A 21,027-nucleotide genomic window follows, 5' to 3' on the forward strand; every position below is an offset into this window, starting at 1 on the left:
AAGCAATGGGTCAAAAAGTACATCCAAATGGTATTCGTCTAGGCATCGTTAAGCCTTGGAATGCTACATGGTTTGCTAACACCAAAGATTTCGCTGACAACCTAGACGGCGACTTCAAGGTACGTCAGTTCCTTACAAGTGAACTGAAAAAAGCGTCTCTATCACGTATCGTTATCGAGCGTCCTGCTAAGAGCATCCGTGTGACTATTCACACTGCTCGTCCAGGCGTTGTTATCGGTAAGAAAGGTGAAGACGTTGAGAAGCTACGCGCAGCTGTAGCTAAAATTGCAGGTGTACCAGCGCAAATTAACATCGCTGAAGTACGTAAGCCTGAACTAGATGCGCAACTTGTTGGTGACAGCATCGCGTCTCAGCTAGAGCGTCGTGTTATGTTCCGTCGTGCTATGAAGCGCGCAGTACAAAACGCTATGCGCCTAGGCGCTAAAGGTATCAAAGTGGAAGTAAGCGGTCGTCTAGGCGGCGCTGAAATCGCACGTTCAGAGTGGTACCGTGAAGGCCGTGTGCCTCTACACACTCTACGTGCTGACATTGATTACGCAACTTCTTCGGCTCACACTCAATACGGTGTGATCGGCATTAAAACTTGGATCTTCAAAGGTGAAATCCTAGGTGGTATGCCAGCAGCTAACGCTGTAGAGCCTAAAGGCGACAAGCCTAAGAAGCAGCGTAAAGGCCGTAAGTAAGGAGTCGACAGATGCTACAACCTAAACGTACTAAGTTCCGTAAGGTTCAGACTGGTCGTAACCGTGGTCTAGCTAAAGGTACTGATGTAAGCTTCGGCGAATTCGGTCTTAAAGCTGTTGGCCGTGGTCGTCTAACTGCTCGTCAAATCGAAGCGGCACGTCGTGCAATGACACGTCACGTTAAGCGTCAAGGTAAAATCTGGATCCGTGTGTTCCCAGACAAACCAATCACAGAAAAACCACTTGAAGTTCGTCAAGGTAAGGGTAAAGGTAACGTTGAGTACTGGGTAGCCCAAATCCAACCTGGTAAGGTTATGTACGAAATGGGTGGTGTACCTGAAGAATTGGCACGTGAAGCGTTCCGTCTTGCGGCACGTAAACTGCCTTTCAAAACTACATTTGTAACTAAGCAGGTGATGTGATGAAAGCACAAGATCTACGCGAGAAAAGCGTTGAAGAGCTTAACGCTGAGCTAATGAATTTGCTACGCGAACAGTTCAACTTGCGCATGCAAGCTGCGACTGGTCAACTACAGCAAACTCATACTCTGAAAGCTGTACGCCGTGATATCGCACGTGTGAAAACTGTTTTGACTGAGAAGGCAGGCGCATAATGAGCGAAGTAAAACGTACTCAACAAGGTCGTGTTGTTAGCGACAAGATGGACAAGTCTATCACTGTTGCTATCGAACGTTTCGTAAAACACCCAATCTACGGTAAATACGTAAAACGTACGACTAAAGTACACGCACATGACGAGAACAACGAGTGTGGCCTAGGCGACACAGTTGAAATCGCAGAGTGTCGTCCACTGTCTAAGACTAAGTCTTGGACTTTGGTAAAAGTTCTAGAAAAGGCGAAGATTTAATCTCGTTAATTCTATGAAACTAAAGCGGCTCCAAAATATTTTTGGAGCCGTTTATTTTTTGACTACCCAATCACAAAAAAGGGTGGTACAATTCGCGTCCCTTTTAAAGAGGCAGCCCGACCCGTGATGGGTCTAGTTATTAATATTTAGCGGAGCACTAACATGATCCAAATGCAAAGTATGCTGGACGCAGCTGATAACTCAGGCGCACGCAGCGTAATGTGTATTAAGGTTCTGGGTGGCTCTCACCGCCGTTATGCACATATCGGTGACGTCATCAAAGTTACTGTGAAGGAAGCAATCCCTCGCGGTAAAGTTAAAAAAGGTGATGTTCTGAAGGCGGTGGTAGTGCGCACCCGTAAAGGCGTACGTCGTCCTGACGGTTCTGTCATTCGCTTCGACCGAAATGCTTGCGTATTGCTAAACGACAATACTGAGCAACCAATCGGTACACGTATCTTTGGTCCTGTGACACGCGAACTTCGTGGCGATAAGTTCATGAAGATCGTTTCACTGGCTCCAGAAGTTCTGTAAGGAGCACGTAGAAATGGCAGCTAAAATCCGTCGTAATGACGAAGTAATCGTTCTTGCTGGTAAAGACAAAGGCAAGAAAGGTAAAGTAACTAAGGTTCTAGCAACTGGTAAAGTTATCGTTGAAGGTATCAACCTAGTTAAGAAACATCAGAAACCTGTTCCAGCTATGGGTATCCAAGGCGGTATCGTAGAGCAAGAAGCAGCTATCGACGTTTCTAACGTGGCTATCTTTAACGCAGCTACTGGTAAAGCTGACCGTATCGGTTTCCGTTTTGAAGACGGCAAAAAAGTTCGTTTCTTCAAGTCTAACGGCGAAACCGTTTCTAACTAATAGAAGTAATTTGGAGTTCTACTATGGCGAAACTGCATGATTACTACAAGTCGTCTGTAGTCGCTGAACTGACCAAACAGTTCGGTTACACAAGCGTCATGCAAGTCCCTAGAATCGAGAAAATCACCCTAAACATGGGTGTTGGTGAAGCAATCAACGATAAGAAACTGCTAGAAAATGCAGCGTCTGATATGGCAACGATCTCTGGTCAAAAGCCACTTATCACAAAAGCGCGCAAATCTGTTGCAGGTTTCAAAATCCGTGAAGGCTACCCTATCGGTTGTAAAGTAACCTTGCGTGGCGAACGTATGTGGGATTTTCTTGAGCGTTTAATTAACATCGCTCTTCCACGTGTACGTGACTTCCGTGGTGTTAGCGCTAAGTCTTTTGACGGTCGCGGTAACTACAGCATGGGCGTTCGCGAGCAAATCATCTTCCCGGAAATCGACTTTGATAAAGTTGATCGAGTACGCGGTCTAGACATCACTATTACGACGTCTGCTGGTACTGATGAGGAAGGCCGTGCTCTGCTGGCTGCCTTTAACTTCCCATTCCGTAAGTAAGGTGAAGGGTTACTGTTATGGCTAAAAATTCAATGAAAGCACGTGAAGCAAAACGTGCGAAGCTAGTAGCTAAGTTCGCTGAAAAGCGTGCAGCGCTAAAAGCTATCATCAGCGATGTAAACGCATCTGAAGAAGATCGTTGGAACGCGGTTCTTACACTGCAATCTCTTCCACGTGATTCAAGTGCATCACGTCAGCGCAACCGTTGCAACCAAACTGGTCGTCCACACGGTTACCTACGTAAGTTCGGTCTAAGCCGTATTAAGGTTCGTGAAGCTTGCATGAAAGGCGAGATTCCGGGTCTTCGTAAGGCTAGCTGGTAATTGCCACTTAATCATTTGGAGTAAATCATATGAGCATGCAAGATCCGATTTCGGATATGCTGACCCGCGTTCGTAACGGTCAGGCAGCAAACAAAGTTGCTGTAAAAATGCCTTCTTCAAAGCTTAAAGTTGCAATTGCTGCACTACTAAAAGCTGAAGGTTACATCGTTGACTTCGCTGTTGAAGGCGAAGCAAAACCTGAGCTAGAAGTTACACTTAAGTACTTCCAAGCTAAACCAGTAATCGAGCAACTTAAACGTGTTTCTCGTCCAGGTCTACGTGTTTACAAGAAGAAAGATGAACTTCCTTCTGTAATGGGTGGTCTTGGTATTGCTATCGTTTCTACTTCCAAGGGTCTTATGTCAGACCGCGCTGCACGTAAAGCAGGTCTTGGTGGTGAAATCATCGCTTACGTAGCTTAATAAGGAGTAGACTATGTCTCGTGTTGCAAAAGCACCTGTCGCTATTCCAGCTGGCGTAGAGGTGAAACTAAACGGCCAAGAAATCACTGTAAAAGGTGCGAAAGGCGAACTAACTCGCGTTCTTAACAACGCAGTTGTAATCGCTCAGGAAGAAAATAACCTGACTTTCGGTCCTAAAGAAGGTGTTGCTAACGCATGGGCTCAAGCAGGTACTGCTCGCGCTCTAGTTAACAACATGGTTGTTGGTGTTACTGAAGGCTTTACTAAGAAGCTAACTCTTAAAGGTGTAGGTTACCGTGCTGCTATCAAAGGCAACGCTGTAGGTCTAACACTAGGCTTCTCACACCCAGTTGAGCACGAGTTGCCAGCGGGTATTAAAGCTGAATGTCCAAGCCAAACTGAAATCGTGATCACTGGTGCTGACAAGCAACTAGTTGGTCAAGTTGCGGCTGACATTCGTTCTTACCGTGAGCCTGAGCCATACAAAGGCAAAGGTGTTCGTTACGCAGATGAAAATGTGCGTACTAAAGAAGCTAAGAAGAAGTAAGGTAACACTATGGATAAGAAAGCATCTCGCATCCGTCGTGCTACACGTGCACGTCGTAAGATTGCAGAACTGGGTGCGACTCGCCTAGTTGTACACCGTACTCCTCGTCACGTGTACGCACAGGTTATCGCGGCTAACGGCTCTGAGGTTATCGCAGCAGCTTCTACTGTAGAAAAAGCGATCCGTGAGCAAGTGAAATACACTGGTAACGTTGATGCAGCTAAAGCAGTGGGTAAAGCTATTGCTGAGCGCGCTCTAGAGAAGGGCGTAACTGCAGTTGCATTTGATCGTTCTGGTTTCCAATACCACGGTCGAGTAGCGGCGCTAGCAGAATCTGCTCGCGAAGCTGGTCTGAAATTCTAAGGTAGGGTTGGAAGATGGCTAAAGAACAACAAGTTCAAGCGAATGATTTGCAAGAAAAGCTAATCGCAGTTAACCGTGTTTCTAAAACGGTTAAAGGTGGTCGAATCATGAGCTTCACTGCACTAACAGTAGTTGGTGACGGTAACGGTCGTGTAGGTTTCGGTTACGGCAAAGCTCGTGAAGTACCTGCAGCGATTCAAAAAGCAATGGAAAAAGCGCGTCGTAACATGACTACGATCGCTCTAAACGAAGGCACTCTTCACCACCCAGTGAAAGGTCGCCATTCGGGCTCTAAAGTTTACATGCAGCCTGCTGCAGAAGGTACTGGTGTTATCGCAGGTGGTGCGATGCGTGCAGTACTAGAAGTTGCTGGTGTACACAACGTACTATCTAAAGCGTACGGTTCTACGAACCCTATCAACATCGTTCGTGCAACGATCGATGCACTAGGTAGCATGAAGTCACCAGAAATGGTTGCTGCTAAACGTGGTCTAACTGTTGAATCTATTTCGGAGTAAGAACACCATGGCAACTATTAAAGTAACTCAAACTAAAAGCTCAATTGGTCGTCTGCCAAAGCACAAAGCTACTTTGCGCGGTCTAGGTCTTCGTAAAATCAACCACACAGTAGAACTTGAAGATACTCCGTGTATTCGCGGTATGATCAACAAGGTTTACTACATGGTTAAAGTTGAGGAGTAATCAGAATGCGTTTGAATACTCTAGCACCGGCTGCTGGCGCGAAAACTTCTGCGAAGCGAGTAGGTCGTGGTATCGGTTCAGGCCTAGGTAAAACTGGTGGCCGTGGTCACAAAGGTCAAAAATCACGTTCTGGCGGCAGTGTTCGTCCAGGTTTCGAAGGCGGTCAGATGCCTCTGAAACAACGTCTACCAAAATTCGGTTTCACTTCTCGTAAGAGCCTAGTGTCTGCTGAAGTTCGTCTAGCTGAGCTAGCGAAAGTTTCTGGTGACGTAGTTGATCTAAACAGTCTTAAAGCTGCTAACATCATCACTAAGAACATCGAATTTGTAAAAGTTGTTCTTTCTGGTGAAATCAACAAAGCAGTGACTGTTAAAGGTCTACGTGTGACTAAAGGCGCTAAAGCTGCAATCGAAGCTGCAGGCGGTAAAATCGAGGAATAATCTCGAGGAACGAGGTACAGATGGCTAAGAAACCAGGACAAGATTTTCGTAGTGCTCAGAGCGGCTTAAGTGAACTAAAGTCGCGCTTGTTATTCGTAATTGGTGCACTTTTAGTATTCCGAGCCGGCTCTTTTGTGCCGATTCCTGGTATTGACGCTGCTGTACTTGCCGATTTGTTCGAACAGCAAAAAGGTACCATCGTTGAAATGTTTAACATGTTCTCCGGTGGTGCTCTTGAGCGTGCATCTATATTAGCATTGGGCATCATGCCGTATATTTCGGCATCTATTGTTGTCCAATTGCTAACTGTAGTTCATCCAGCGTTAGCTGAACTCAAAAAAGAGGGTGAAGCAGGCCGTCGTAAGATAAGCCAATACACACGCTACGGCACGCTTGTACTTGCAACCTTCCAAGCTATAGGTATTGCAACTGGCCTACCAAACATGGTCGACAATCTGGTTGTTATCAACCAAACCATGTTTACGCTAATTGCTACCGTAAGTTTAGTAACCGGTACCATGTTCTTGATGTGGTTAGGTGAACAAATTACAGAGCGCGGAATTGGTAACGGTATTTCGATACTGATTTTTGCAGGTATTGTTGCTGGATTGCCTTCTGCAATCGGTCAAACAATCGAGCAAGCGCGTCAAGGTGAATTGCATGTACTTCTTCTGTTGCTAATCGCGGTATTAGCTTTTGCAGTAATTTACTTCGTTGTTTTCATGGAACGTGGTCAACGCCGAATCGTCGTTAACTATGCGAAACGTCAACAGGGTCGTAAAGTGTTTGCTGCGCAAAGCTCGCACTTGCCTCTTAAAATTAACATGGCAGGTGTAATTCCAGCGATTTTTGCATCAAGTATTATCTTGTTCCCAGGAACATTGGCTCAGTGGTTTGGTCAAAACGGTGAGAGCAGCGCGTTCGGTTGGTTAACTGACGTGTCTTTGGCTCTTAGCCCTGGTCAACCGTTGTATGTAATGCTTTATGCAGCAGCAATTATCTTCTTCTGTTTCTTCTACACGGCGTTGGTTTTCAACCCGCGTGAAACAGCAGATAACTTGAAGAAGTCTGGTGCATTCGTACCCGGTATCCGCCCAGGTGAGCAGACAGCGAAATACATTGATAAAGTAATGACACGTTTAACCCTTGCTGGTGCACTGTACATTACCTTTATCTGTCTGATTCCCGAGTTCATGATGGTCGCGTGGAACGTACGTTTCTACTTCGGCGGTACATCGCTACTAATCGTAGTTGTTGTAATTATGGACTTTATGGCACAGGTACAGACTCATCTGATGTCTCAACAGTATGATTCTGTGTTGAAGAAAGCGAATCTGAAAGGCTACGGCCGTTAATCCGGCGGTAGACTCAGTTTCATTTACGGAGTTTAGCAATGAAAGTTCGTGCTTCCGTTAAAAAAATCTGCCGTAACTGTAAAGTAATCAAGCGTAACGGTGTCGTTCGCGTGATTTGCAGTGAGCCAAAGCACAAACAGCGCCAAGGCTAATTAGCAGAAATTTTTACTTGAAAATGAAGGTTGGGTCGAGTATATTCCTCGGCCTACCTTTTGCGTGCAAAAGAAGTAGTATTCCGCAGCGTATCCATAACGGGCTTTGCTGCGGCTAATTCTTTTATAGAAACACTTAGGAGTGAATAATGGCCCGTATAGCAGGCATTAACATTCCTGATCAGAAACATGCAGTAATCGCTCTAACAGCGATCTACGGCATCGGTAAAACTCGCTCTCAAGCTATCCTAGCTGAAGTGGGTATTGCTGAAAATGTTAAGATCAGTGAACTAACTGAAGAGCAGATCGATCAACTGCGTGATGGTGTAGCTAAGTACACTGTAGAAGGTGATCTACGTCGTGAAGTATCTATGAACATCAAGCGTCTTATGGACCTTGGCTGTTACCGTGGTCTTCGTCATCGTCGCAGTCTACCACTACGTGGACAGCGTACTAAAACCAACGCTCGCACCCGTAAGGGTCCGCGTAAGCCGATCAAGAAATAATCGGGAAGGTAGAGTACAATGGCTAAACAACCAACTCGCGCTCGTAAGCGCGTACGCAAGCAAGTTGCAGATGGCGTTGCGCACATCCATGCTTCTTTCAATAACACAATCGTAACCATTACTGACCGTCAAGGTAACGCTCTTGCATGGGCTACTGCAGGTGGTTCTGGTTTCCGTGGTTCTCGTAAGTCTACTCCGTTCGCTGCACAGGTTGCTGCTGAGCGTTGTGCTGAAATGGCTAAAGAATACGGCCTAAAGAACTTGGAAGTTATGGTTAAGGGTCCTGGTCCAGGTCGCGAATCTACTGTTCGTGCACTAAACGCCGCTGGTTTCCGCATCACAAACATCGTTGATGCTACACCAATCCCTCATAACGGTTGTCGTCCACCTAAGAAACGTCGCGTATAACGTTTCTAGGACAATTGGAGAAGAATCATGGCAAGATATTTGGGTCCTAAGCTGAAGCTTAGCCGTCGTGAAGGCACTGACTTATTCCTTAAGTCTGGTGTTCGCGCGATCGATACCAAGTGTAAAATTGATAACGCACCAGGTGTACACGGCGCTCGTCGCGGTCGTCTATCTGAGTATGGCGTTCAGCTTCGTGAGAAGCAAAAAGTACGTCGTATGTACGGCGTTCTAGAAAAACAATTCCGTAACTACTACAAAGAAGCTGCTCGCCTAAAAGGCAACACTGGTGAAAACCTACTTCAGCTTCTTGAAGGTCGTCTTGATAACGTAGTTTACCGCATGGGCTTTGGCGCAACTCGCGCAGAAGCACGTCAGCTAGTTAGCCACAAAGCTATCCTAGTAAACGGTAAAGTTGTAAACGTTCCTTCTTTCAAAGTAGCGGCTAATGACGTTGTTTCTATTCGCGAGAAAGCTAAACAGCAAGCTCGTATCAAAGCAGCTCTAGAAGTTGCTGAACAACGTGAAAAACCAACTTGGATTGAAGTAGATGGTGGCAAGATGGAAGGTACATTCAAGCGTATGCCTGAGCGTTCTGATCTATCAGCTGACATCAACGAACAATTGATCGTCGAGCTTTACTCTAAGTAAGGTTTAAACTAAAGAGAGGACACAATGCAGGGTTCTGTAACAGAATTTCTTAAGCCACGTCTAGTTGACATCGAACAAATCAGCTCGACTCACGCAAAAGTAACTCTTGAGCCATTAGAGCGTGGCTTTGGTCATACTCTGGGTAATGCACTTCGCCGCATCCTTCTATCTTCTATGCCAGGTTGTGCTGTAACAGAAGTAGAAATTGAAGGCGTACTTCATGAGTACAGCACGAAAGAAGGCGTTCAAGAAGATATTCTTGAAATTCTTCTAAACCTTAAAGGTTTGGCTGTGCGCGTTGCCGAAGGCAAAGATGAAGTGTTCATTACTTTGAACAAATCAGGCTCGGGCCCTGTGGTTGCAGGTGACATCACCCATGATGGTGATGTAGAGATCGCTAACCCTGAACACGTAATTTGTCACCTGACGGATGACAACGCTGAGATCGCAATGCGTATCAAAGTTGAACGTGGTCGTGGTTATGTTCCAGCTTCTGCGCGTATCCATAACGAAGAAGACGAGCGTCCTATCGGTCGCCTACTAGTAGATGCTACTTACAGCCCAGTAGACAAAATTGCCTACGCTGTAGAAGCAGCTCGTGTAGAACAGCGTACTGATCTAGACAAGCTTGTTATCGATATGGAAACAAACGGTACTCTAGAACCTGAGGAAGCAATCCGTCGTGCAGCTACAATCCTAGCTGAACAATTGGATGCATTCGTAGATCTTCGTGATGTACGAGTTCCTGAGGAGAAGGAAGAGAAGCCAGAATTCGATCCGATCCTACTGCGTCCTGTAGACGATCTTGAACTAACAGTTCGCTCTGCTAACTGTCTGAAAGCAGAAGCGATTCACTACATCGGTGATCTAGTACAACGTACTGAGGTTGAGCTACTTAAAACGCCTAACCTTGGTAAAAAATCTCTTACTGAGATTAAAGACGTACTTGCGTCACGTGGTCTGTCTCTGGGCATGCGCCTAGAAAACTGGCCACCTGCATCAATCGCTGAAGATTAATCGATACTAGTTAGAAGGATTAGGTCATGCGCCATCGTAAGAGTGGTCGTCAACTCAACCGCAACAGCTCACATCGCAAAGCGATGTTCAGCAACATGGCTAGCTCTCTAGTACGTCATGAAGTTATCAAGACTACTTTGCCAAAAGCAAAAGAGCTACGTCGCGTAGTTGAGCCTTTGATTACACTAGCTAAGACTGACAGTGTTGCTAACCGTCGTCTAGCATTTGCACGTACTCGTGACAACGAAGTAGTTGCAAAACTATTTAACGAACTAGGTCCACGTTTTGCTGCTCGTCAGGGCGGTTACACTCGTATCCTAAAAGCTGGCTTCCGTGCTGGTGATAAAGCTCCAATGGCTTACATTGAGCTTGTAGATCGCCCAGCTGCTGAAGAAGCTGCTGAGTAATCAGTTCGTAAGAACGAGAAAGCCGAGCATTAGCTCGGCTTTTTTGTATCTGTAATTCTGTAAACCTTTATATCCAGCCTGCATTTATTTCAACCCATGCAGACTGGCAATTTAAAAAGTGATTATCACTTACGCTTATTTACTAGTATTCCACAACCCGCCCAACGAACTTAGAAGCCCTTCGCTAGCGCCTTGCTTGTTCAAGTAATCCAAGATTACTGGAGCAAACTGACTGATCATAGATGGGTCTAAACCTAACGTATCGAATGCACTTTTTACTGCACTGATATTCTCAATATTTCCTAGTAAGCTTTGTGCTCCTTGCAAGTTTGAAAGTCCAGGAATCAAAGACTGTAATTCACTACTATTTTCTTGCGAAAGCTGGCTTTGAGCCAAAGCGAGTAGCGCACCACTGCCTCCGGCTGCTTGCTCAGTGGATACTGGTAATTGGCTAGTTAGCATGTCTGTTAATGGAGATGACTCGGTGTTCAAGCTGCTGCCGACCATGTCCATCAGACCACTTTCTTTACTTTTTTGAGTGACTGAATCTAAGAATGCGTGCGCACTACCAATGTTGATTGATAGGAGTGCTAGAGTTAGGAGTGTTTTACGCATAGTACCTCCAAAGGTTGAGCGTTTTTTAAAAGTGATTTTATTTTTAAAGGCTATCAGAGTGAAAGGTTCAGAGGTGAGAAAGTCTATTCAGTTTAGACAAAAAAACGGCGCTAGTGCGCCGTTTTATTTAATCATAATTGAAAATGGTTTCAATTAGATAATATCTAATAGTTCTACTTCGAAAACTAAAGCTGCAAATGGAGGGATAGCCGCACCAGCGCCACGCTCACCGTACGCAAGATCTTGTGGTACGTATAGCTTCCACTTAGAGCCAACAGGCATTAGTTGTAGTGCCTCTACCCAACCTTTGATCACACCTGTAACAGGGAATTCAGCAGGTTGACCGCGAGATACAGAGCTATCGAATACAGTACCGTCAGTTAGCTCACCGTGGTAGTGAACGCGAACTGAGCTTTCTGCTGTAGGAACTGCACCAGTACCTTCAGAAATGATTTCGTACTGAAGACCAGAGTCTAGAACGTTAACTTCAGGTCGTAGAGCGTTGTCTTTTAGGAACGCTTCGCCTTCTGCTGCCGCAATTTTTGCTGCTTCTTGGCGAGCTGTTTCTGCACGAGTGTGAAGTTCTTGTAGTGCTTTGTTGATTTCATCAATTTCGATTGATGGCATGTCACCAGTTAGTGCTGTTGCAATACCCGCTGCGATAGCATCAACGCTAAGACCTTCAAGACCAGAGCCTGCAAGTTGCTGACCCATTTGCAGACCAATGCCGTAGCTTGCTTTTTGTTCTGCAGTTTCAAATTTAATTTCAGACATGAATGTCGCTCTTATTAGGAGTGATAAAGGTAACAGGATATCAGTTTCGAGCTTAGGTTTAAATGATTGCGACTGAATGCTTAATTGAGGCGGCCAGGTTGTGACTTATCTCTTACTCCAAGTGAAATTTCTGCTAATTTAATCCCAATTCCATTTTAGTTTGGTGAAAAACATATACTCTCCGCGTCGGTATTTTTATACTGGCCGTAGAAGTATTAAGGGACTCATTACAATGAATCGTCGCAGAAAGAAAAAGCAGCAAGTCGACTATGTCGAGTTGGTTAAACAAAAATTCGCTGCTATCGACTGGAAGCAGCCGTTCAACAAAGAGCAATGGTTGGAGCGTATACAGCCTGTTAAGCAGTTTTGGTTGCGCCTGCCTAAATTTCATCAGCGTGCTTTGATGGTCTTAGTTCCATTGATTCTGGTACTCCTTGTTATTCCTTTGCCGAATAAAACAGACCAGCCAGTTGAGCAGACTGAGGTCGATCATCAACGCGTAGCGATTGAGCTGAACGCGCAGAGTTTAAGCCAGCAGCGAACCTCTCAGAACTCTGGACCGAAATCTGAAGACTGGAAAGAGTACACGGTTAAAAATGGTGATACATTAGCGCAGGTTTTCAGAAGTAATCAGCTCTCTATGGCGGATCTTAGCGCTCTGGTCAAAATAGAAGGCAGTGATAAGCCGCTAAGCCAAATAAAGCAGGGACAATTGATTCGCTTTAAGCTTAGTGACGAAGGCGAGTTAGATATGCTACAGCTGGAAAAAAGCGGGCGGTCCGTTATGTTTTTCCGTTTATCGGATGGGACCTTTGGACGTAACAAGTAAACGCTTCAAATGAAAAGACGCGAAGATATCGCGTCTTTTTAGTCAGTTTTTCATAGCGATTAGTTTTCATAGTAACCAATCGAGTTGAAGCTTATAGCGCTACGGATTCTTTCCGCATATCCACATGAGGGATACCATCTTCAAGATAGCACTCTGAGATAACCTTGAATCCATGACTAGCATAAAACTGGATGAGGTGTTCTTGAGCACCTATATCTATTGTCTGTCCTGGCCATAATGTTTCGCATTGTGCCAAGGCCTTGTCCAATAACTTATGACCTAAGCCACCGCCTCGCGCGGTCTGCTTTGTCACCACTCGACCAATACTCACATTGTCATACGTAGTGCCTGCGGGCAGTAATCTTGCGCAAGCAACCAGTTCATCACCGTGATAGCCTATTAGATGATAAATGCCTTCCAGCGTGTCCTTACCATCAAGTTCAGGGTAAGGGCAGGTTTGTTCAACAACGAATACATCCACACGCAATTTCATCATTTCATACAGCTGCGTGGTTGTTAGCTGAGCAAAGGGCAAAGTAATCCAAGTGAGCATGTTGTTATCCGTAATGAGAATAGAGTGACTGACTTTACTTTGTTTTGAGCTCATACTCATTAACAAAGGTTAATTAGCACTGGTTTTCCCACCAAATCTGGTGATAATGTGCCCTCTTTCCATCTCACCTGAGGATATCCCCGTGAGCAAACAAACATTCGATCAAGTTGGGCTTAACCCAGCGTTACTCGCCACACTTGATTCCCTGAACTATACCCACATGACGCCAATTCAAGCTTTGAGCTTGCCTGCAATCCTAAAACATCGTGATGTCATCGGGCAGGGTAAAACGGGCTCAGGTAAAACCGCTGCATTTGGTTTAGGGGTTTTATCGAACCTCAACGTCAAACGCTTTCGTGTCCAGTCATTAGTATTGTGTCCAACACGTGAGCTTGCAGATCAAGTAGCGAAGGAAATTCGTACTTTAGGTCGCGGCATTCATAATATTAAAGTGCTTACTCTCTGCGGTGGGATGCCAATGGGGCCACAAATTGGTTCGTTAGAGCATGGTGCGCATATCCTAGTTGGTACTCCTGGTCGTATTTTGGATCACCTTGAAAAAGGCCGAATTGATCTTAGCGAACTGAATACCTTGGTGCTAGATGAAGCTGATCGCATGTTGGACATGGGTTTCCAAGACGCATTAGATGCAATCATCGATGCAGCGCCAAAGCAGCGCCAAACTCTACTTTTCAGTGCTACTTTTCCAGAGAAAATTGAGCAAATTGCGCAGCGTATAATGCAGACACCGGAAGTGATTAAGGTGGAATCGACGCATGATACCTCAAGCATTGCGCAGTACTTCTATAAAGTTGAAGGCTCGGAAGCACGTGATGAAGCATTGGCGAATTTGCTGCTGACTCACCAACCAGAGTCCGCGGTGGTTTTTTGTAATACCAAAAAAGAAGTTCAAAGTGTCGCAGATGAGTTGCATCACAAAGGATTCAGCGTTATCGATATCCATGGGGACTTAGAGCAGCGTGAACGCGACCAAGCATTGGTGCAGTTTGCTAACAAGAGTGTGTCTATCCTTGTTGCAACAGACGTTGCGGCGCGTGGTTTGGACGTTGATAATCTTGATGCTGTCTTTAACTTTGAGCTATCGCGCGATCCTGAGGTTCATGTGCACCGTATTGGTCGTACAGGTCGTGCGGGTAGTAAAGGTTTAGCGTTCAGCTTTTTTGGTGAGAAAGACGGTTTACGTGTAGCTCGTATTGAAGAATACCTAGAGATGGACGTGGTACCAGCAACATTGCCTGCCAAATCAAATCAGCAGCCATACCAAGCGAAGATGGTGACGATTAACATTGATGGCGGTAAGAAACAGAAAGTACGACCGGGTGATATTTTAGGTTGTTTGACAGGAAAAAATGGTATTCCAGGCTCTCAAGTCGGAAAGATTCACCTGTTCCCTGTACGCGCTTATGTTGCCGTCGAAAAGTCTGTGGCTAAAAAGGCTCTACAGACCATTAGTAACGGCAAGATGAAAGGGCGCCAATTCCGGGCGCGAATTCTTAAATAGCTCAAATAGCAGAGAAAAAGCTCTTCGTTTGAAGAGCTTTTTTCTTTTTTGAGTTTATTTGAGAGTGTGATCTTTGGTTAAGCGCGCTTTGATTCGGCTCAAACTGATTGGCGTAATGCCGAGGTAGGCCGCAATTTGACTATCGGTAATACGTTGCTTTAAATCTGGGTAATGAGCGCAAAATAATTGATATCGTTCTTCTGGAGAGTAGAGCAACATAAAGCGTTCTTTGTTCTCTTTATTAACCAGTTGGTTTTCGAGTAGCTTTAAGTAAATGGCGTGCTTTTCTGCTCGCCAGTGATGCAACGTTTCAATTGGCAAGCAAAATAGCTGACAAGCGCTCAGCGTTTCCAATAAGTAAGGCGAAGGTTGGTCCTTTATTATGCTCTCAAACCCGATAACCCAGTCCTTCTCCCAATAAAATTCTTTACTGAATTCTTTGCCGTGCTCAGTAAGATAGCTTGCGTGGCATAACCCCTCAATGATGAAGTAAAGGTGTGAGCTAAACTCCCCTTGGTGATCAAGAATGTGGCGTGTAGGCAGTTCGAGCAACTCACCATTTTCAATAAGTTGGTTTGCTTCTGTCTCTAAAAAGCCATGTTTGACTAAGTCTGAAAAAAGATCGCTGTGCATGTGATAACTCAGAAACGGTTTTCTTTATTTTAACGGGTTTTATTGATAACAAAAAAGCGGCTCATGAGAGCCGCTTAGTGTTGCTGTCAAATCAACCTTATTTATTCAGATCGATTTGATAAATTGCGAAACCAATGTCGTCTGTTGACACGCGTTTCATTGGGTATTGTCCTTTCTCTTTGATGAACTGCGCCGCTTTATCGCTAGGGGAGGTTTCGAAACGAATATCTAGCTTGTTATCGGACTTAATCGGTGCGAAAGACCAGTTGTTGTCAGCGCTTGGTGTCACTTCTCCTTTTTCTTCACTCACGCGAGAAATATAAGTGGCGACGACAGAGCGGTTTTCATCTGGTGCGTCAAACGCAATGAAATCTGGGCCTGTACCAGGGAAAGTATTGCTATAAGCACGGTAGTTATTGGTTGCGATGATGAAATCTTGCTTCGGATTGACAGGCTTACCATTGAACGTCAGATTCACAATACGCTGAGAATCTGGATTAATCACTTTACAATCCGCATCGTACTTCGGCGGTTGGGTAACGTCGATTTGGTAGTTAACCCCATCAATAACATCGAAGTTGTACGTACGGAAATTATCCCAATCAATCAAAGATTGCGGTTTAGGATTGTTGATGTCGATGTGGTTGAATTGACCCGCACTGCACTCTAGCCATTCGCGAACTTCTTTACCTTTCACTTTCATCGCAACCAAGGTGTTTGGATATAAGTAAAGATCGGCCGCATTACGGAAGGTGAGCTGACCGGATTCTACTTCTGTAAAGTTATTCGGATCGTTCTTACGACCGCCGACTTTAAATGGTGCTGCCGCACTCAGTACTGGAATGTCAGAAAGGTCTGGGTCGCCTTGAATAAAGCGTTCTACGTAGTCTTTCTGAGCAAGGTTAACGATTTGAATGGTGGGGTCGTCCTGCACTAATGCCAAGAAGCTGTACATGACATCATTTGCTTTGCCGATTGGTTGGTTTACAAATTCACGAGTGCCTTTGTGATCTTCTTCTAACGCTTTCACAATATCTGCATCGGCTTTAGCTAATGACTTCTTATTTACTTTATCGAAGATAGGGCGTGCTTCTGCTTGGCCTTCGACGACTTGCCATCTGCCGTCTTTCTCTTTCAGCATCAAATCCATCACACCTACGTGACTTCCCCAGCGGCCCGGCATCACGGACGTTACACCATTGATGGTCCCTTTATCTATATCAACACCAGGTAGGTTTGCGAAGTCTTTCCCAGGGAAGACGGCGTGAGAGTGGCCAAAAGCAATCGCATCAATACCTTCAACTTCTGTGAGGTAGTAAACAGAGTTTTCAGCGCCTAGTTTGTATGGATCAGTAGAAATGCCCGAGTGTGGAATCGCCACAATCACGTCTGCGCCTTCTTTCTTCATTTGAGGAATCAGTTTCTCTGCTGTTTCCTTAATGTCTTTAGCAAAGACTTTGCCTTCTAAGTTCTTCTTATCCCATACCATAATTTGTGGTGGTACAAAGCCGATGTAACCCACTTTTATTTGATGCGCTTCGCCGTCTGTGTCTTTAAATGTGTGAGTTTTGATGAGGTAAGGCTTGAAGTAATGCTCACCGGTTTGTTTATCAAATACGTTTGCATTGATGTAAGGGAAGTTTGCCCCCTTCAACGTCGTTTGTAGGAAATCTAAGCCATAGTTGAACTCATGATTGCCAATATTACCCACATCGTAGTCTAGCTTGTTCATCGCTTTGTAGACTGGGTGCACGTCGCCGGGATTAATCCCCTTTGCTGCCATGTAATCGCCCATTGGGCTGCCCTGAATTAAATCACCGTTATCTACTAGTACCGTGTTTTCTGCCTCGGACTTAGCTTGTTTCACTATTGTCGCAGCGCGACTTAAACCGATTTGCTGTGATGGTTGGTCTTTGTAGTAATCGTAATCCATCACGTTGGTGTGAATGTCGGTGGTTTCGATAATACGAAGCTTGATGGTATCGGCCATTGCTGGGCCAGCAAGCGTTAGCATGCCACTTAAAACTGCGAGGGAAATAGGATGAACTGCCACTTTCATTTGGTGCTCCAATTCAATGATAAGGGGAAATCGTACTGCGTAATGTATCAAATACAGGTGCAACTCGATGATAAAGATACAGAAAACTGTGAACATTAATCAGTTTACTGAACCTTATTCATATTAACCGCCGACTTTTTCACGCTTTTGAATGAGACCAAACAAAAACTTCTTAGCAGATTTTTGAATAAAAAATGAAATTTTAGAATTTCAGGTAATATAAACGCCCCGCCATAATGCTTGCATAACGATATCAATGGACGATGAGCAAGCACATGGCAACGAACGATTCAGTCACTTCTTTCCCTAAACCAAAGCCCCGGTTAGTTTCTGACAACCCAGTCGCTGGTGTTACTCGTTTTGCAAAGCAATCGCTACAGCCTGGTGAAGTCGCCTTAGTAGGTGCAGGACCAGGCGATCCTGAACTTCTGACGGTGAAAGCACTGAACTGCTTGCAGCAAGCTGATGTGGTTTTGTACGACTACTTGGTGTCTGAAGAAATCATGGCATTGATTCCAAGCGATACGATTTTGGTGTGCGTTGGGAAGCGAGCTGGGCATCACAGTGTGCCGCAGGAGAAGACGAATCAGCTTTTGGTGGATTTTGCCAAGCAGGGCTACAAAGTAGTGCGCATTAAAGGTGGGGATCCGTTTGTATTCGGTCGTGGTGGTGAAGAGTTAGAAGTGCTTGCTGATGCCGGCGTTCGTTTTCAAGTTGTCCCTGGCATTACCGCAGCAGCTGGCGCAACCGCTTATGCTGGTATTCCACTGACTCATCGTGATTATGCGCAATCGGCCATCTTTGTGACTGGCCACTTGAAAGAAGAAAGTGATGAGATGGATTGGTCCACGTTGGCGCGTGGGAATCAGACTTTAGTGATCTACATGGGGCTGATGAAATCACACTATATTCAGAATCAACTCATTAAGCATGGTCGTTCAGCGTCGACTCCGATTGCCATTATTGAGCGTGGCACGCAGATTCAACAAAAAGTATTTACGGGAGAACTCTCCCAACTCTCTGATTTATCGAAGGAAGCACAGTCGCCATCTTTGATTGTTGTCGGAGAGGTAGTGCGACTGTCTCAAAAGTTAGACTGGTTTTTGTCTAGTACTGAATTCAACAAAAGTGCTATTGCCAACTCCATATAATTTCAGACCAAAGATTAGAGACGTAATGCGCCTTCAAGCTTAAAAAGGAAATACAAAACATGGACCAACAACGTTTAACTCACCTTAAACAACTCGAAGCGGAGAGTATCCATATTATCCGCGAAGTTGCGGCTGAGTTTGATAACCCAGTCATGATGTATTCGATTGGTAAAGACTCATCAGTGATGCTGCACCTAGCGCGTAAAGCTTTTTACCCAGGTAAGATTCCATTTCCATTGCTGCATGTCGACACCGATTGGAAGTTCCGCGAGATGATTGAATTTCGTGATCGCACCGCGGCCAAATACGGTTTTGAGCTTTTGGTACATAAGAATCCAGAAGGTCTAGCCATGGGCTGTAGTCCGTTTGTTCATGGTTCTTCTAAGCACACTGACATCATGAAGACTCAAGGCTTAAAACAAGCGCTGAACAAGTACGGTTTTGATGCGGCCTTTGGTGGTGCGCGCCGCGACGAAGAGAAATCACGGGCGAAAGAGCGCGTGTATTCATTCCGCGATAAGAACCATACATGGGATCCTAAAAACCAACGTCCTGAGCTATGGAAGACGTACAACGGCCAGGTCAATAAGGGTGAGAGCATTCGTGTATTCCCGCTGTCTAACTGGACTGAGCTTGATATCTGGCAATACATCTATTTAGAAAACATCGAGATCGTGCCGCTTTACCTCGCGGACAAACGCCCAGTTGTTGAACGCGATGGCATGCTGATCATGGTTGATGATGATCGTATGGAGCTTCAACCGGGTGAAGTGATTGAAGAGAAGAGTGTGCGCTTCCGTACCCTTGGTTGTTATCCATTGACCGGGGCCATCGAGTCTGAAGCAAACACTTTAACTGGCATTATTGAAGAGATGCTGGTGGCAACGTCGAGTGAGCGCCAAGGCCGAGCGATCGACCACGATCAGTCAGGATCGATGGAGCTTAAGAAACGTCAAGGTTACTTCTAAAGGATCTAAGGAAAGATAATGAACAGTGCAGTTGAAGCTCAATTAGCCGAGCTTGGTATCGAAGGCTATTTAACACAACACCAGTACAAGTCGTTACTTAGATTCTTGACTTGTGGCTCGGTGGATGACGGTAAAAGTACATTAATCGGTCGCTTACTCCATGACTCAAAACAAATTTATGAAGATCAGCTAGCGGCAGTGCACTCAGACAGCCAACGTGTGGGTACCACGGGTGAAAAGCCTGACCTTGCGTTGTTGGTCGATGGCTTACAAGCTGAGCGCGAGCAGGGGATCACGATTGATGTGGCTTACCGCTATTTCTCGACGCAGAAACGTAAATTCATCATTGCAGATACTCCTGGACACGAGCAGTACACACGTAACATGGCTACAGGTGCATCGACATGTGACTTAGCTGTGATTCTGGTTGATGCACGTAAGGGCATTCTCGATCAAACTCGTCGTCACTCTTTCATTTCCAACCTGTTGGGTTTGAAGCACTTTGTTGTGGCGATCAACAAGATGGACTTAGTGGATTACTCCCAAGAGCGCTTTGAAGAGATCCGCGACGAGTATTTGAAGTTCTCTGAGAATCTGACAGGGGATATTGATATTCAAATCATCCCGATCTCAGCGCTTGAAGGGGACAATGTGGTGGATAAAGGCCAAAACCTGACTTGGTTTAAAGGCCCATCATTGCTTGAGCTTCTTGAAACGGTCGATGTGGATCAAGAAAAAGGCGCGGGTGAATTCCGCTTCCCTGTGCAATACGTTAATCGTCCTAACCTCGATTTCCGTGGTTTTGCGGGGACCATTTCTTCTGGTTCGATCAAAGTCGGTGATGCCATTAAAGCATTGCCATCGGGTAAAACGTCAACTGTGGCTCGTATTGTGACCTTTGATGGTGATATCGAAGAAGCTCGTGCCGGATTAGCTGTCACTCTGACGCTAAGCGATGAGATCGATATTAGCCGTGGCGACTTAATTGTTCTAGATAATGCTCAAGTGGAAACCACAAACCATTTGCTTGCCGATGTGGTGTGGATGACAGAGCAACCCCTGCAACCGGGTCGTGACTATGACATCAAAATCGCAGGTAAGAAAACCGTAGGTCATGTTGAAGCGATTCGTCATCAATATGACATTAATAATCTCTCGACTCATAGCTCGGCAGAGCTGCCATTGAATGGTATTGGTTTGTGTGAATGGTCTCTTAATGAGTCAGTCGCGCTGGACAATTATCAAGACTGTGCAGATACCGGTGGCTTTATCATTATCGATCGTCTGACAAACGTGACGGTTGGTGCTGGCATGGTTAAAGAGAGCCTCGCCGTGGTTGAGCGCGATTTGACGGACATCTCTGCGTTTGAAGTTGAGCTTAATGCGCTTGTCCGTAAACACTTCCCACACTGGGAAGCAAAAGACGTCAGCCAGTTTCTGAAAAAGTAACTGGCTTACCCAAGTACGATAATTTCAGGCTCTGTCTGCTGTTGTACTTGGGGCGTCGCTACCTAACTGAATTGCGAAATGTCGTTAGGTATTCTCCTAATACCAGAATGCTTCGGTGGAGCCCAAGAAAACCGAGCATTCTGATGTTCTTTTCGCTTGCGCTGATTTTTGTCTGTTTACTCGTT

Annotated in this window: 31 protein-coding genes; 26 read left to right on the plus strand and 5 right to left on the minus strand. The window is 45.4% G+C overall.

What is annotated here, in order from left to right; translation table 11 throughout:
- Positions 1 to 5: 5 nt before the first annotated feature.
- The 21 genes from rpsC to rplQ all read left to right on the plus strand — a co-directional run bounded on the left by rpsC (position 6) and on the right by rplQ (position 10,289).
- Positions 6 to 704 (plus strand): 30S ribosomal protein S3, encoded by a 699-nt coding sequence (gene rpsC / locus MTF70_RS13465; protein WP_005383161.1) that lies wholly within the window; start codon positions 6 to 8, stop codon positions 702 to 704.
- A gap of 11 nt (positions 705 to 715) precedes the next feature.
- Positions 716 to 1,126: a 50S ribosomal protein L16 gene (gene rplP / locus MTF70_RS13470; protein WP_005379577.1), complete on the plus strand. Its 411-nt coding sequence runs from the start codon at positions 716 to 718 to the stop codon at positions 1,124 to 1,126.
- Positions 1,126 to 1,317: a 50S ribosomal protein L29 gene (gene rpmC, locus MTF70_RS13475; protein ID WP_005379576.1), complete on the plus strand. Its 192-nt coding sequence runs from the start codon at positions 1,126 to 1,128 to the stop codon at positions 1,315 to 1,317. The genes rplP and rpmC overlap by 1 nt, the downstream gene beginning before the upstream one ends.
- A complete protein-coding gene (gene rpsQ, locus MTF70_RS13480) occupies positions 1,317 to 1,571 on the plus strand; it encodes a 30S ribosomal protein S17 (RefSeq protein ID WP_005379575.1) in 255 nt (84 codons plus the stop codon). The genes rpmC and rpsQ overlap by 1 nt, the downstream gene beginning before the upstream one ends.
- A gap of 162 nt (positions 1,572 to 1,733) precedes the next feature.
- Positions 1,734 to 2,105 (plus strand): 50S ribosomal protein L14, encoded by a 372-nt coding sequence (gene rplN / locus MTF70_RS13485; RefSeq protein ID WP_004410450.1) that lies wholly within the window; start codon positions 1,734 to 1,736, stop codon positions 2,103 to 2,105.
- A 13-nt stretch (positions 2,106 to 2,118) separates the two neighbouring features.
- Positions 2,119 to 2,436, plus strand: coding sequence for a 50S ribosomal protein L24 (rplX, locus tag MTF70_RS13490; protein WP_005379574.1), 318 nt, complete (start codon positions 2,119 to 2,121; stop codon positions 2,434 to 2,436).
- 23 nt (positions 2,437 to 2,459) lie between these two features.
- A complete protein-coding gene (rplE, locus tag MTF70_RS13495; protein WP_005379573.1) occupies positions 2,460 to 2,999 on the plus strand; it encodes a 50S ribosomal protein L5 in 540 nt (179 codons plus the stop codon).
- Between the two features lie 17 nt (positions 3,000 to 3,016).
- Complete coding sequence (gene rpsN / locus MTF70_RS13500; protein WP_004410442.1) at positions 3,017 to 3,322, plus strand: 30S ribosomal protein S14; 306 nt, start codon at positions 3,017 to 3,019, stop codon at positions 3,320 to 3,322.
- A 29-nt stretch (positions 3,323 to 3,351) separates the two neighbouring features.
- Positions 3,352 to 3,744 carry a 30S ribosomal protein S8 gene (gene rpsH, locus MTF70_RS13505; RefSeq protein ID WP_005379572.1) on the plus strand — a complete coding sequence of 131 codons (393 nt, stop codon included), beginning with the start codon at positions 3,352 to 3,354 and terminating at the stop codon, positions 3,742 to 3,744.
- A gap of 13 nt (positions 3,745 to 3,757) precedes the next feature.
- Positions 3,758 to 4,291, plus strand: coding sequence for a 50S ribosomal protein L6 (gene rplF / locus MTF70_RS13510; protein ID WP_005379570.1), 534 nt, complete (start codon positions 3,758 to 3,760; stop codon positions 4,289 to 4,291).
- A 9-nt stretch (positions 4,292 to 4,300) separates the two neighbouring features.
- Positions 4,301 to 4,654 (plus strand): 50S ribosomal protein L18, encoded by a 354-nt coding sequence (gene rplR, locus MTF70_RS13515; RefSeq protein ID WP_005379568.1) that lies wholly within the window; start codon positions 4,301 to 4,303, stop codon positions 4,652 to 4,654.
- 14 nt (positions 4,655 to 4,668) lie between these two features.
- Entirely contained in the window at positions 4,669 to 5,172 is a 504-nt protein-coding gene (gene rpsE / locus MTF70_RS13520) for a 30S ribosomal protein S5 (RefSeq protein WP_004745894.1), read from the plus strand.
- Positions 5,173 to 5,179: 7 nt separating this feature from the next.
- Positions 5,180 to 5,356 carry a 50S ribosomal protein L30 gene (gene rpmD, locus MTF70_RS13525; RefSeq protein ID WP_005379565.1) on the plus strand — a complete coding sequence of 59 codons (177 nt, stop codon included), beginning with the start codon at positions 5,180 to 5,182 and terminating at the stop codon, positions 5,354 to 5,356.
- Between the two features lie 5 nt (positions 5,357 to 5,361).
- Positions 5,362 to 5,796, plus strand: a complete 435-nt coding sequence (gene rplO / locus MTF70_RS13530; RefSeq protein ID WP_005383155.1) for a 50S ribosomal protein L15 — start codon at positions 5,362 to 5,364, stop codon at positions 5,794 to 5,796.
- A 20-nt stretch (positions 5,797 to 5,816) separates the two neighbouring features.
- Positions 5,817 to 7,151, plus strand: coding sequence for a preprotein translocase subunit SecY (secY, locus tag MTF70_RS13535; protein ID WP_005379562.1), 1,335 nt, complete (start codon positions 5,817 to 5,819; stop codon positions 7,149 to 7,151).
- A 38-nt stretch (positions 7,152 to 7,189) separates the two neighbouring features.
- Positions 7,190 to 7,303: a 50S ribosomal protein L36 gene (gene rpmJ, locus MTF70_RS13540; protein WP_000868186.1), complete on the plus strand. Its 114-nt coding sequence runs from the start codon at positions 7,190 to 7,192 to the stop codon at positions 7,301 to 7,303.
- A 149-nt stretch (positions 7,304 to 7,452) separates the two neighbouring features.
- Positions 7,453 to 7,809 (plus strand): 30S ribosomal protein S13, encoded by a 357-nt coding sequence (gene rpsM / locus MTF70_RS13545; protein ID WP_005383154.1) that lies wholly within the window; start codon positions 7,453 to 7,455, stop codon positions 7,807 to 7,809.
- A gap of 18 nt (positions 7,810 to 7,827) precedes the next feature.
- Entirely contained in the window at positions 7,828 to 8,217 is a 390-nt protein-coding gene (gene rpsK / locus MTF70_RS13550) for a 30S ribosomal protein S11 (RefSeq protein WP_001118870.1), read from the plus strand.
- Positions 8,218 to 8,244: 27 nt separating this feature from the next.
- Positions 8,245 to 8,865, plus strand: coding sequence for a 30S ribosomal protein S4 (gene rpsD, locus MTF70_RS13555; protein ID WP_005383146.1), 621 nt, complete (start codon positions 8,245 to 8,247; stop codon positions 8,863 to 8,865).
- A 24-nt stretch (positions 8,866 to 8,889) separates the two neighbouring features.
- The gene (gene rpoA / locus MTF70_RS13560) at positions 8,890 to 9,882 is read left to right on the plus strand and encodes a DNA-directed RNA polymerase subunit alpha (protein WP_005383143.1); all 993 of its coding nucleotides are present in this window, start codon (positions 8,890 to 8,892) and stop codon (positions 9,880 to 9,882) included.
- A 26-nt stretch (positions 9,883 to 9,908) separates the two neighbouring features.
- Positions 9,909 to 10,289, plus strand: a complete 381-nt coding sequence (gene rplQ / locus MTF70_RS13565; RefSeq protein ID WP_005383141.1) for a 50S ribosomal protein L17 — start codon at positions 9,909 to 9,911, stop codon at positions 10,287 to 10,289.
- A gap of 135 nt (positions 10,290 to 10,424) precedes the next feature.
- Here the strand turns inward: rplQ and MTF70_RS13570 are convergent, their stop codons facing one another.
- Entirely contained in the window at positions 10,425 to 10,904 is a 480-nt protein-coding gene (locus MTF70_RS13570; protein WP_017820297.1) for a DUF2780 domain-containing protein, read from the minus strand.
- 153 nt (positions 10,905 to 11,057) lie between these two features.
- Positions 11,058 to 11,678: an FKBP-type peptidyl-prolyl cis-trans isomerase gene (locus MTF70_RS13575; RefSeq protein ID WP_005383137.1), complete on the minus strand. Its 621-nt coding sequence runs from the start codon at positions 11,676 to 11,678 to the stop codon at positions 11,058 to 11,060.
- Between the two features lie 232 nt (positions 11,679 to 11,910).
- Between MTF70_RS13575 and MTF70_RS13580 the strand changes: the two genes are divergently transcribed.
- On the plus strand, positions 11,911 to 12,507 hold the full coding sequence (locus MTF70_RS13580; RefSeq protein WP_017820296.1) for a LysM-like peptidoglycan-binding domain-containing protein: 597 nt from the start codon (positions 11,911 to 11,913) through the stop codon (positions 12,505 to 12,507).
- A 91-nt stretch (positions 12,508 to 12,598) separates the two neighbouring features.
- On the opposite strand, the gene MTF70_RS13585 is transcribed toward MTF70_RS13580, so the two are convergent.
- Positions 12,599 to 13,060 carry a GNAT family N-acetyltransferase gene (locus MTF70_RS13585; protein WP_025768352.1) on the minus strand — a complete coding sequence of 154 codons (462 nt, stop codon included), beginning with the start codon at positions 13,058 to 13,060 and terminating at the stop codon, positions 12,599 to 12,601.
- A 142-nt stretch (positions 13,061 to 13,202) separates the two neighbouring features.
- Here MTF70_RS13585 and dbpA point away from each other — a divergent pair, with 142 nt between their 5' ends.
- Positions 13,203 to 14,582 (plus strand): ATP-dependent RNA helicase DbpA, encoded by a 1,380-nt coding sequence (dbpA, locus tag MTF70_RS13590; RefSeq protein WP_005379583.1) that lies wholly within the window; start codon positions 13,203 to 13,205, stop codon positions 14,580 to 14,582.
- 54 nt (positions 14,583 to 14,636) lie between these two features.
- Here the strand turns inward: dbpA and MTF70_RS13595 are convergent, their stop codons facing one another.
- Together MTF70_RS13595 and cpdB are read right to left on the minus strand one after the other, a co-directional pair.
- Complete coding sequence (locus tag MTF70_RS13595) at positions 14,637 to 15,215, minus strand: Crp/Fnr family transcriptional regulator (protein ID WP_161441116.1); 579 nt, start codon at positions 15,213 to 15,215, stop codon at positions 14,637 to 14,639.
- A gap of 97 nt (positions 15,216 to 15,312) precedes the next feature.
- Positions 15,313 to 17,274, minus strand: a complete 1,962-nt coding sequence (gene cpdB, locus MTF70_RS13600; protein ID WP_193837531.1) for a 2',3'-cyclic-nucleotide 2'-phosphodiesterase — start codon at positions 17,272 to 17,274, stop codon at positions 15,313 to 15,315.
- A 275-nt stretch (positions 17,275 to 17,549) separates the two neighbouring features.
- Between cpdB and cobA the strand changes: the two genes are divergently transcribed.
- The 3 genes from cobA to cysN are packed head-to-tail and all read left to right on the plus strand — an operon-like array spanning position 17,550 to position 20,842.
- Positions 17,550 to 18,425: a uroporphyrinogen-III C-methyltransferase gene (gene cobA / locus MTF70_RS13605; RefSeq protein WP_031780800.1), complete on the plus strand. Its 876-nt coding sequence runs from the start codon at positions 17,550 to 17,552 to the stop codon at positions 18,423 to 18,425.
- A 59-nt stretch (positions 18,426 to 18,484) separates the two neighbouring features.
- Positions 18,485 to 19,393, plus strand: coding sequence for a sulfate adenylyltransferase subunit CysD (cysD, locus tag MTF70_RS13610; RefSeq protein WP_005379592.1), 909 nt, complete (start codon positions 18,485 to 18,487; stop codon positions 19,391 to 19,393).
- A gap of 18 nt (positions 19,394 to 19,411) precedes the next feature.
- The gene (gene cysN, locus MTF70_RS13615) at positions 19,412 to 20,842 is read left to right on the plus strand and encodes a sulfate adenylyltransferase subunit CysN (RefSeq protein WP_017633444.1); all 1,431 of its coding nucleotides are present in this window, start codon (positions 19,412 to 19,414) and stop codon (positions 20,840 to 20,842) included.
- The last annotated feature ends 185 nt before the right edge of the window (positions 20,843 to 21,027 follow it).

This window comes from Vibrio sp. 2CM40D, from assembly GCF_023161825.1.
In the GTDB taxonomy this organism is placed as follows: Bacteria; Pseudomonadota; Gammaproteobacteria; order Enterobacterales; family Vibrionaceae; genus Vibrio; species Vibrio alginolyticus.

What these genes read in the sequence shown, in the direction of transcription:
- rpsH (WP_005379572.1), top strand. Translation starts at nt 3,352, where the DNA reads ATGAGCATGCAAGATCCGATTTCGGATATGCTGACCCGCGTTCGTAAC.
- rpsK (WP_001118870.1), top strand. Translation starts at nt 7,828, where the DNA reads ATGGCTAAACAACCAACTCGCGCTCGTAAGCGCGTACGCAAGCAAGTT.
- rplQ (WP_005383141.1), top strand. Translation starts at nt 9,909, where the DNA reads ATGCGCCATCGTAAGAGTGGTCGTCAACTCAACCGCAACAGCTCACAT.
- MTF70_RS13570 (WP_017820297.1), bottom strand. Translation starts at nt 10,904, where the DNA reads ATGCGTAAAACACTCCTAACTCTAGCACTCCTATCAATCAACATTGGT.
- cysD (WP_005379592.1), top strand. Translation starts at nt 18,485, where the DNA reads ATGGACCAACAACGTTTAACTCACCTTAAACAACTCGAAGCGGAGAGT.
- cobA (WP_031780800.1), top strand. Translation starts at nt 17,550, where the DNA reads ATGGCAACGAACGATTCAGTCACTTCTTTCCCTAAACCAAAGCCCCGG.
- MTF70_RS13585 (WP_025768352.1), bottom strand. Translation starts at nt 13,060, where the DNA reads ATGCTCACTTGGATTACTTTGCCCTTTGCTCAGCTAACAACCACGCAG.
- rpmC (WP_005379576.1), top strand. Translation starts at nt 1,126, where the DNA reads ATGAAAGCACAAGATCTACGCGAGAAAAGCGTTGAAGAGCTTAACGCT.
- MTF70_RS13575 (WP_005383137.1), bottom strand. Translation starts at nt 11,678, where the DNA reads ATGTCTGAAATTAAATTTGAAACTGCAGAACAAAAAGCAAGCTACGGC.
- rplX (WP_005379574.1), top strand. Translation starts at nt 2,119, where the DNA reads ATGGCAGCTAAAATCCGTCGTAATGACGAAGTAATCGTTCTTGCTGGT.
- rpsE (WP_004745894.1), top strand. Translation starts at nt 4,669, where the DNA reads ATGGCTAAAGAACAACAAGTTCAAGCGAATGATTTGCAAGAAAAGCTA.
- rpmD (WP_005379565.1), top strand. Translation starts at nt 5,180, where the DNA reads ATGGCAACTATTAAAGTAACTCAAACTAAAAGCTCAATTGGTCGTCTG.
- rpsQ (WP_005379575.1), top strand. Translation starts at nt 1,317, where the DNA reads ATGAGCGAAGTAAAACGTACTCAACAAGGTCGTGTTGTTAGCGACAAG.
- rplR (WP_005379568.1), top strand. Translation starts at nt 4,301, where the DNA reads ATGGATAAGAAAGCATCTCGCATCCGTCGTGCTACACGTGCACGTCGT.
- MTF70_RS13595 (WP_161441116.1), bottom strand. Translation starts at nt 15,215, where the DNA reads ATGCACAGCGATCTTTTTTCAGACTTAGTCAAACATGGCTTTTTAGAG.
- rplO (WP_005383155.1), top strand. Translation starts at nt 5,362, where the DNA reads ATGCGTTTGAATACTCTAGCACCGGCTGCTGGCGCGAAAACTTCTGCG.
- secY (WP_005379562.1), top strand. Translation starts at nt 5,817, where the DNA reads ATGGCTAAGAAACCAGGACAAGATTTTCGTAGTGCTCAGAGCGGCTTA.
- rplE (WP_005379573.1), top strand. Translation starts at nt 2,460, where the DNA reads ATGGCGAAACTGCATGATTACTACAAGTCGTCTGTAGTCGCTGAACTG.
- rpsM (WP_005383154.1), top strand. Translation starts at nt 7,453, where the DNA reads ATGGCCCGTATAGCAGGCATTAACATTCCTGATCAGAAACATGCAGTA.
- rplP (WP_005379577.1), top strand. Translation starts at nt 716, where the DNA reads ATGCTACAACCTAAACGTACTAAGTTCCGTAAGGTTCAGACTGGTCGT.
- rplN (WP_004410450.1), top strand. Translation starts at nt 1,734, where the DNA reads ATGATCCAAATGCAAAGTATGCTGGACGCAGCTGATAACTCAGGCGCA.
- cysN (WP_017633444.1), top strand. Translation starts at nt 19,412, where the DNA reads ATGAACAGTGCAGTTGAAGCTCAATTAGCCGAGCTTGGTATCGAAGGC.
- rpsD (WP_005383146.1), top strand. Translation starts at nt 8,245, where the DNA reads ATGGCAAGATATTTGGGTCCTAAGCTGAAGCTTAGCCGTCGTGAAGGC.
- rpoA (WP_005383143.1), top strand. Translation starts at nt 8,890, where the DNA reads ATGCAGGGTTCTGTAACAGAATTTCTTAAGCCACGTCTAGTTGACATC.
- rpmJ (WP_000868186.1), top strand. Translation starts at nt 7,190, where the DNA reads ATGAAAGTTCGTGCTTCCGTTAAAAAAATCTGCCGTAACTGTAAAGTA.
- cpdB (WP_193837531.1), bottom strand. Translation starts at nt 17,274, where the DNA reads ATGAAAGTGGCAGTTCATCCTATTTCCCTCGCAGTTTTAAGTGGCATG.
- rpsC (WP_005383161.1), top strand. Translation starts at nt 6, where the DNA reads ATGGGTCAAAAAGTACATCCAAATGGTATTCGTCTAGGCATCGTTAAG.
- rpsN (WP_004410442.1), top strand. Translation starts at nt 3,017, where the DNA reads ATGGCTAAAAATTCAATGAAAGCACGTGAAGCAAAACGTGCGAAGCTA.
- MTF70_RS13580 (WP_017820296.1), top strand. Translation starts at nt 11,911, where the DNA reads ATGAATCGTCGCAGAAAGAAAAAGCAGCAAGTCGACTATGTCGAGTTG.
- rplF (WP_005379570.1), top strand. Translation starts at nt 3,758, where the DNA reads ATGTCTCGTGTTGCAAAAGCACCTGTCGCTATTCCAGCTGGCGTAGAG.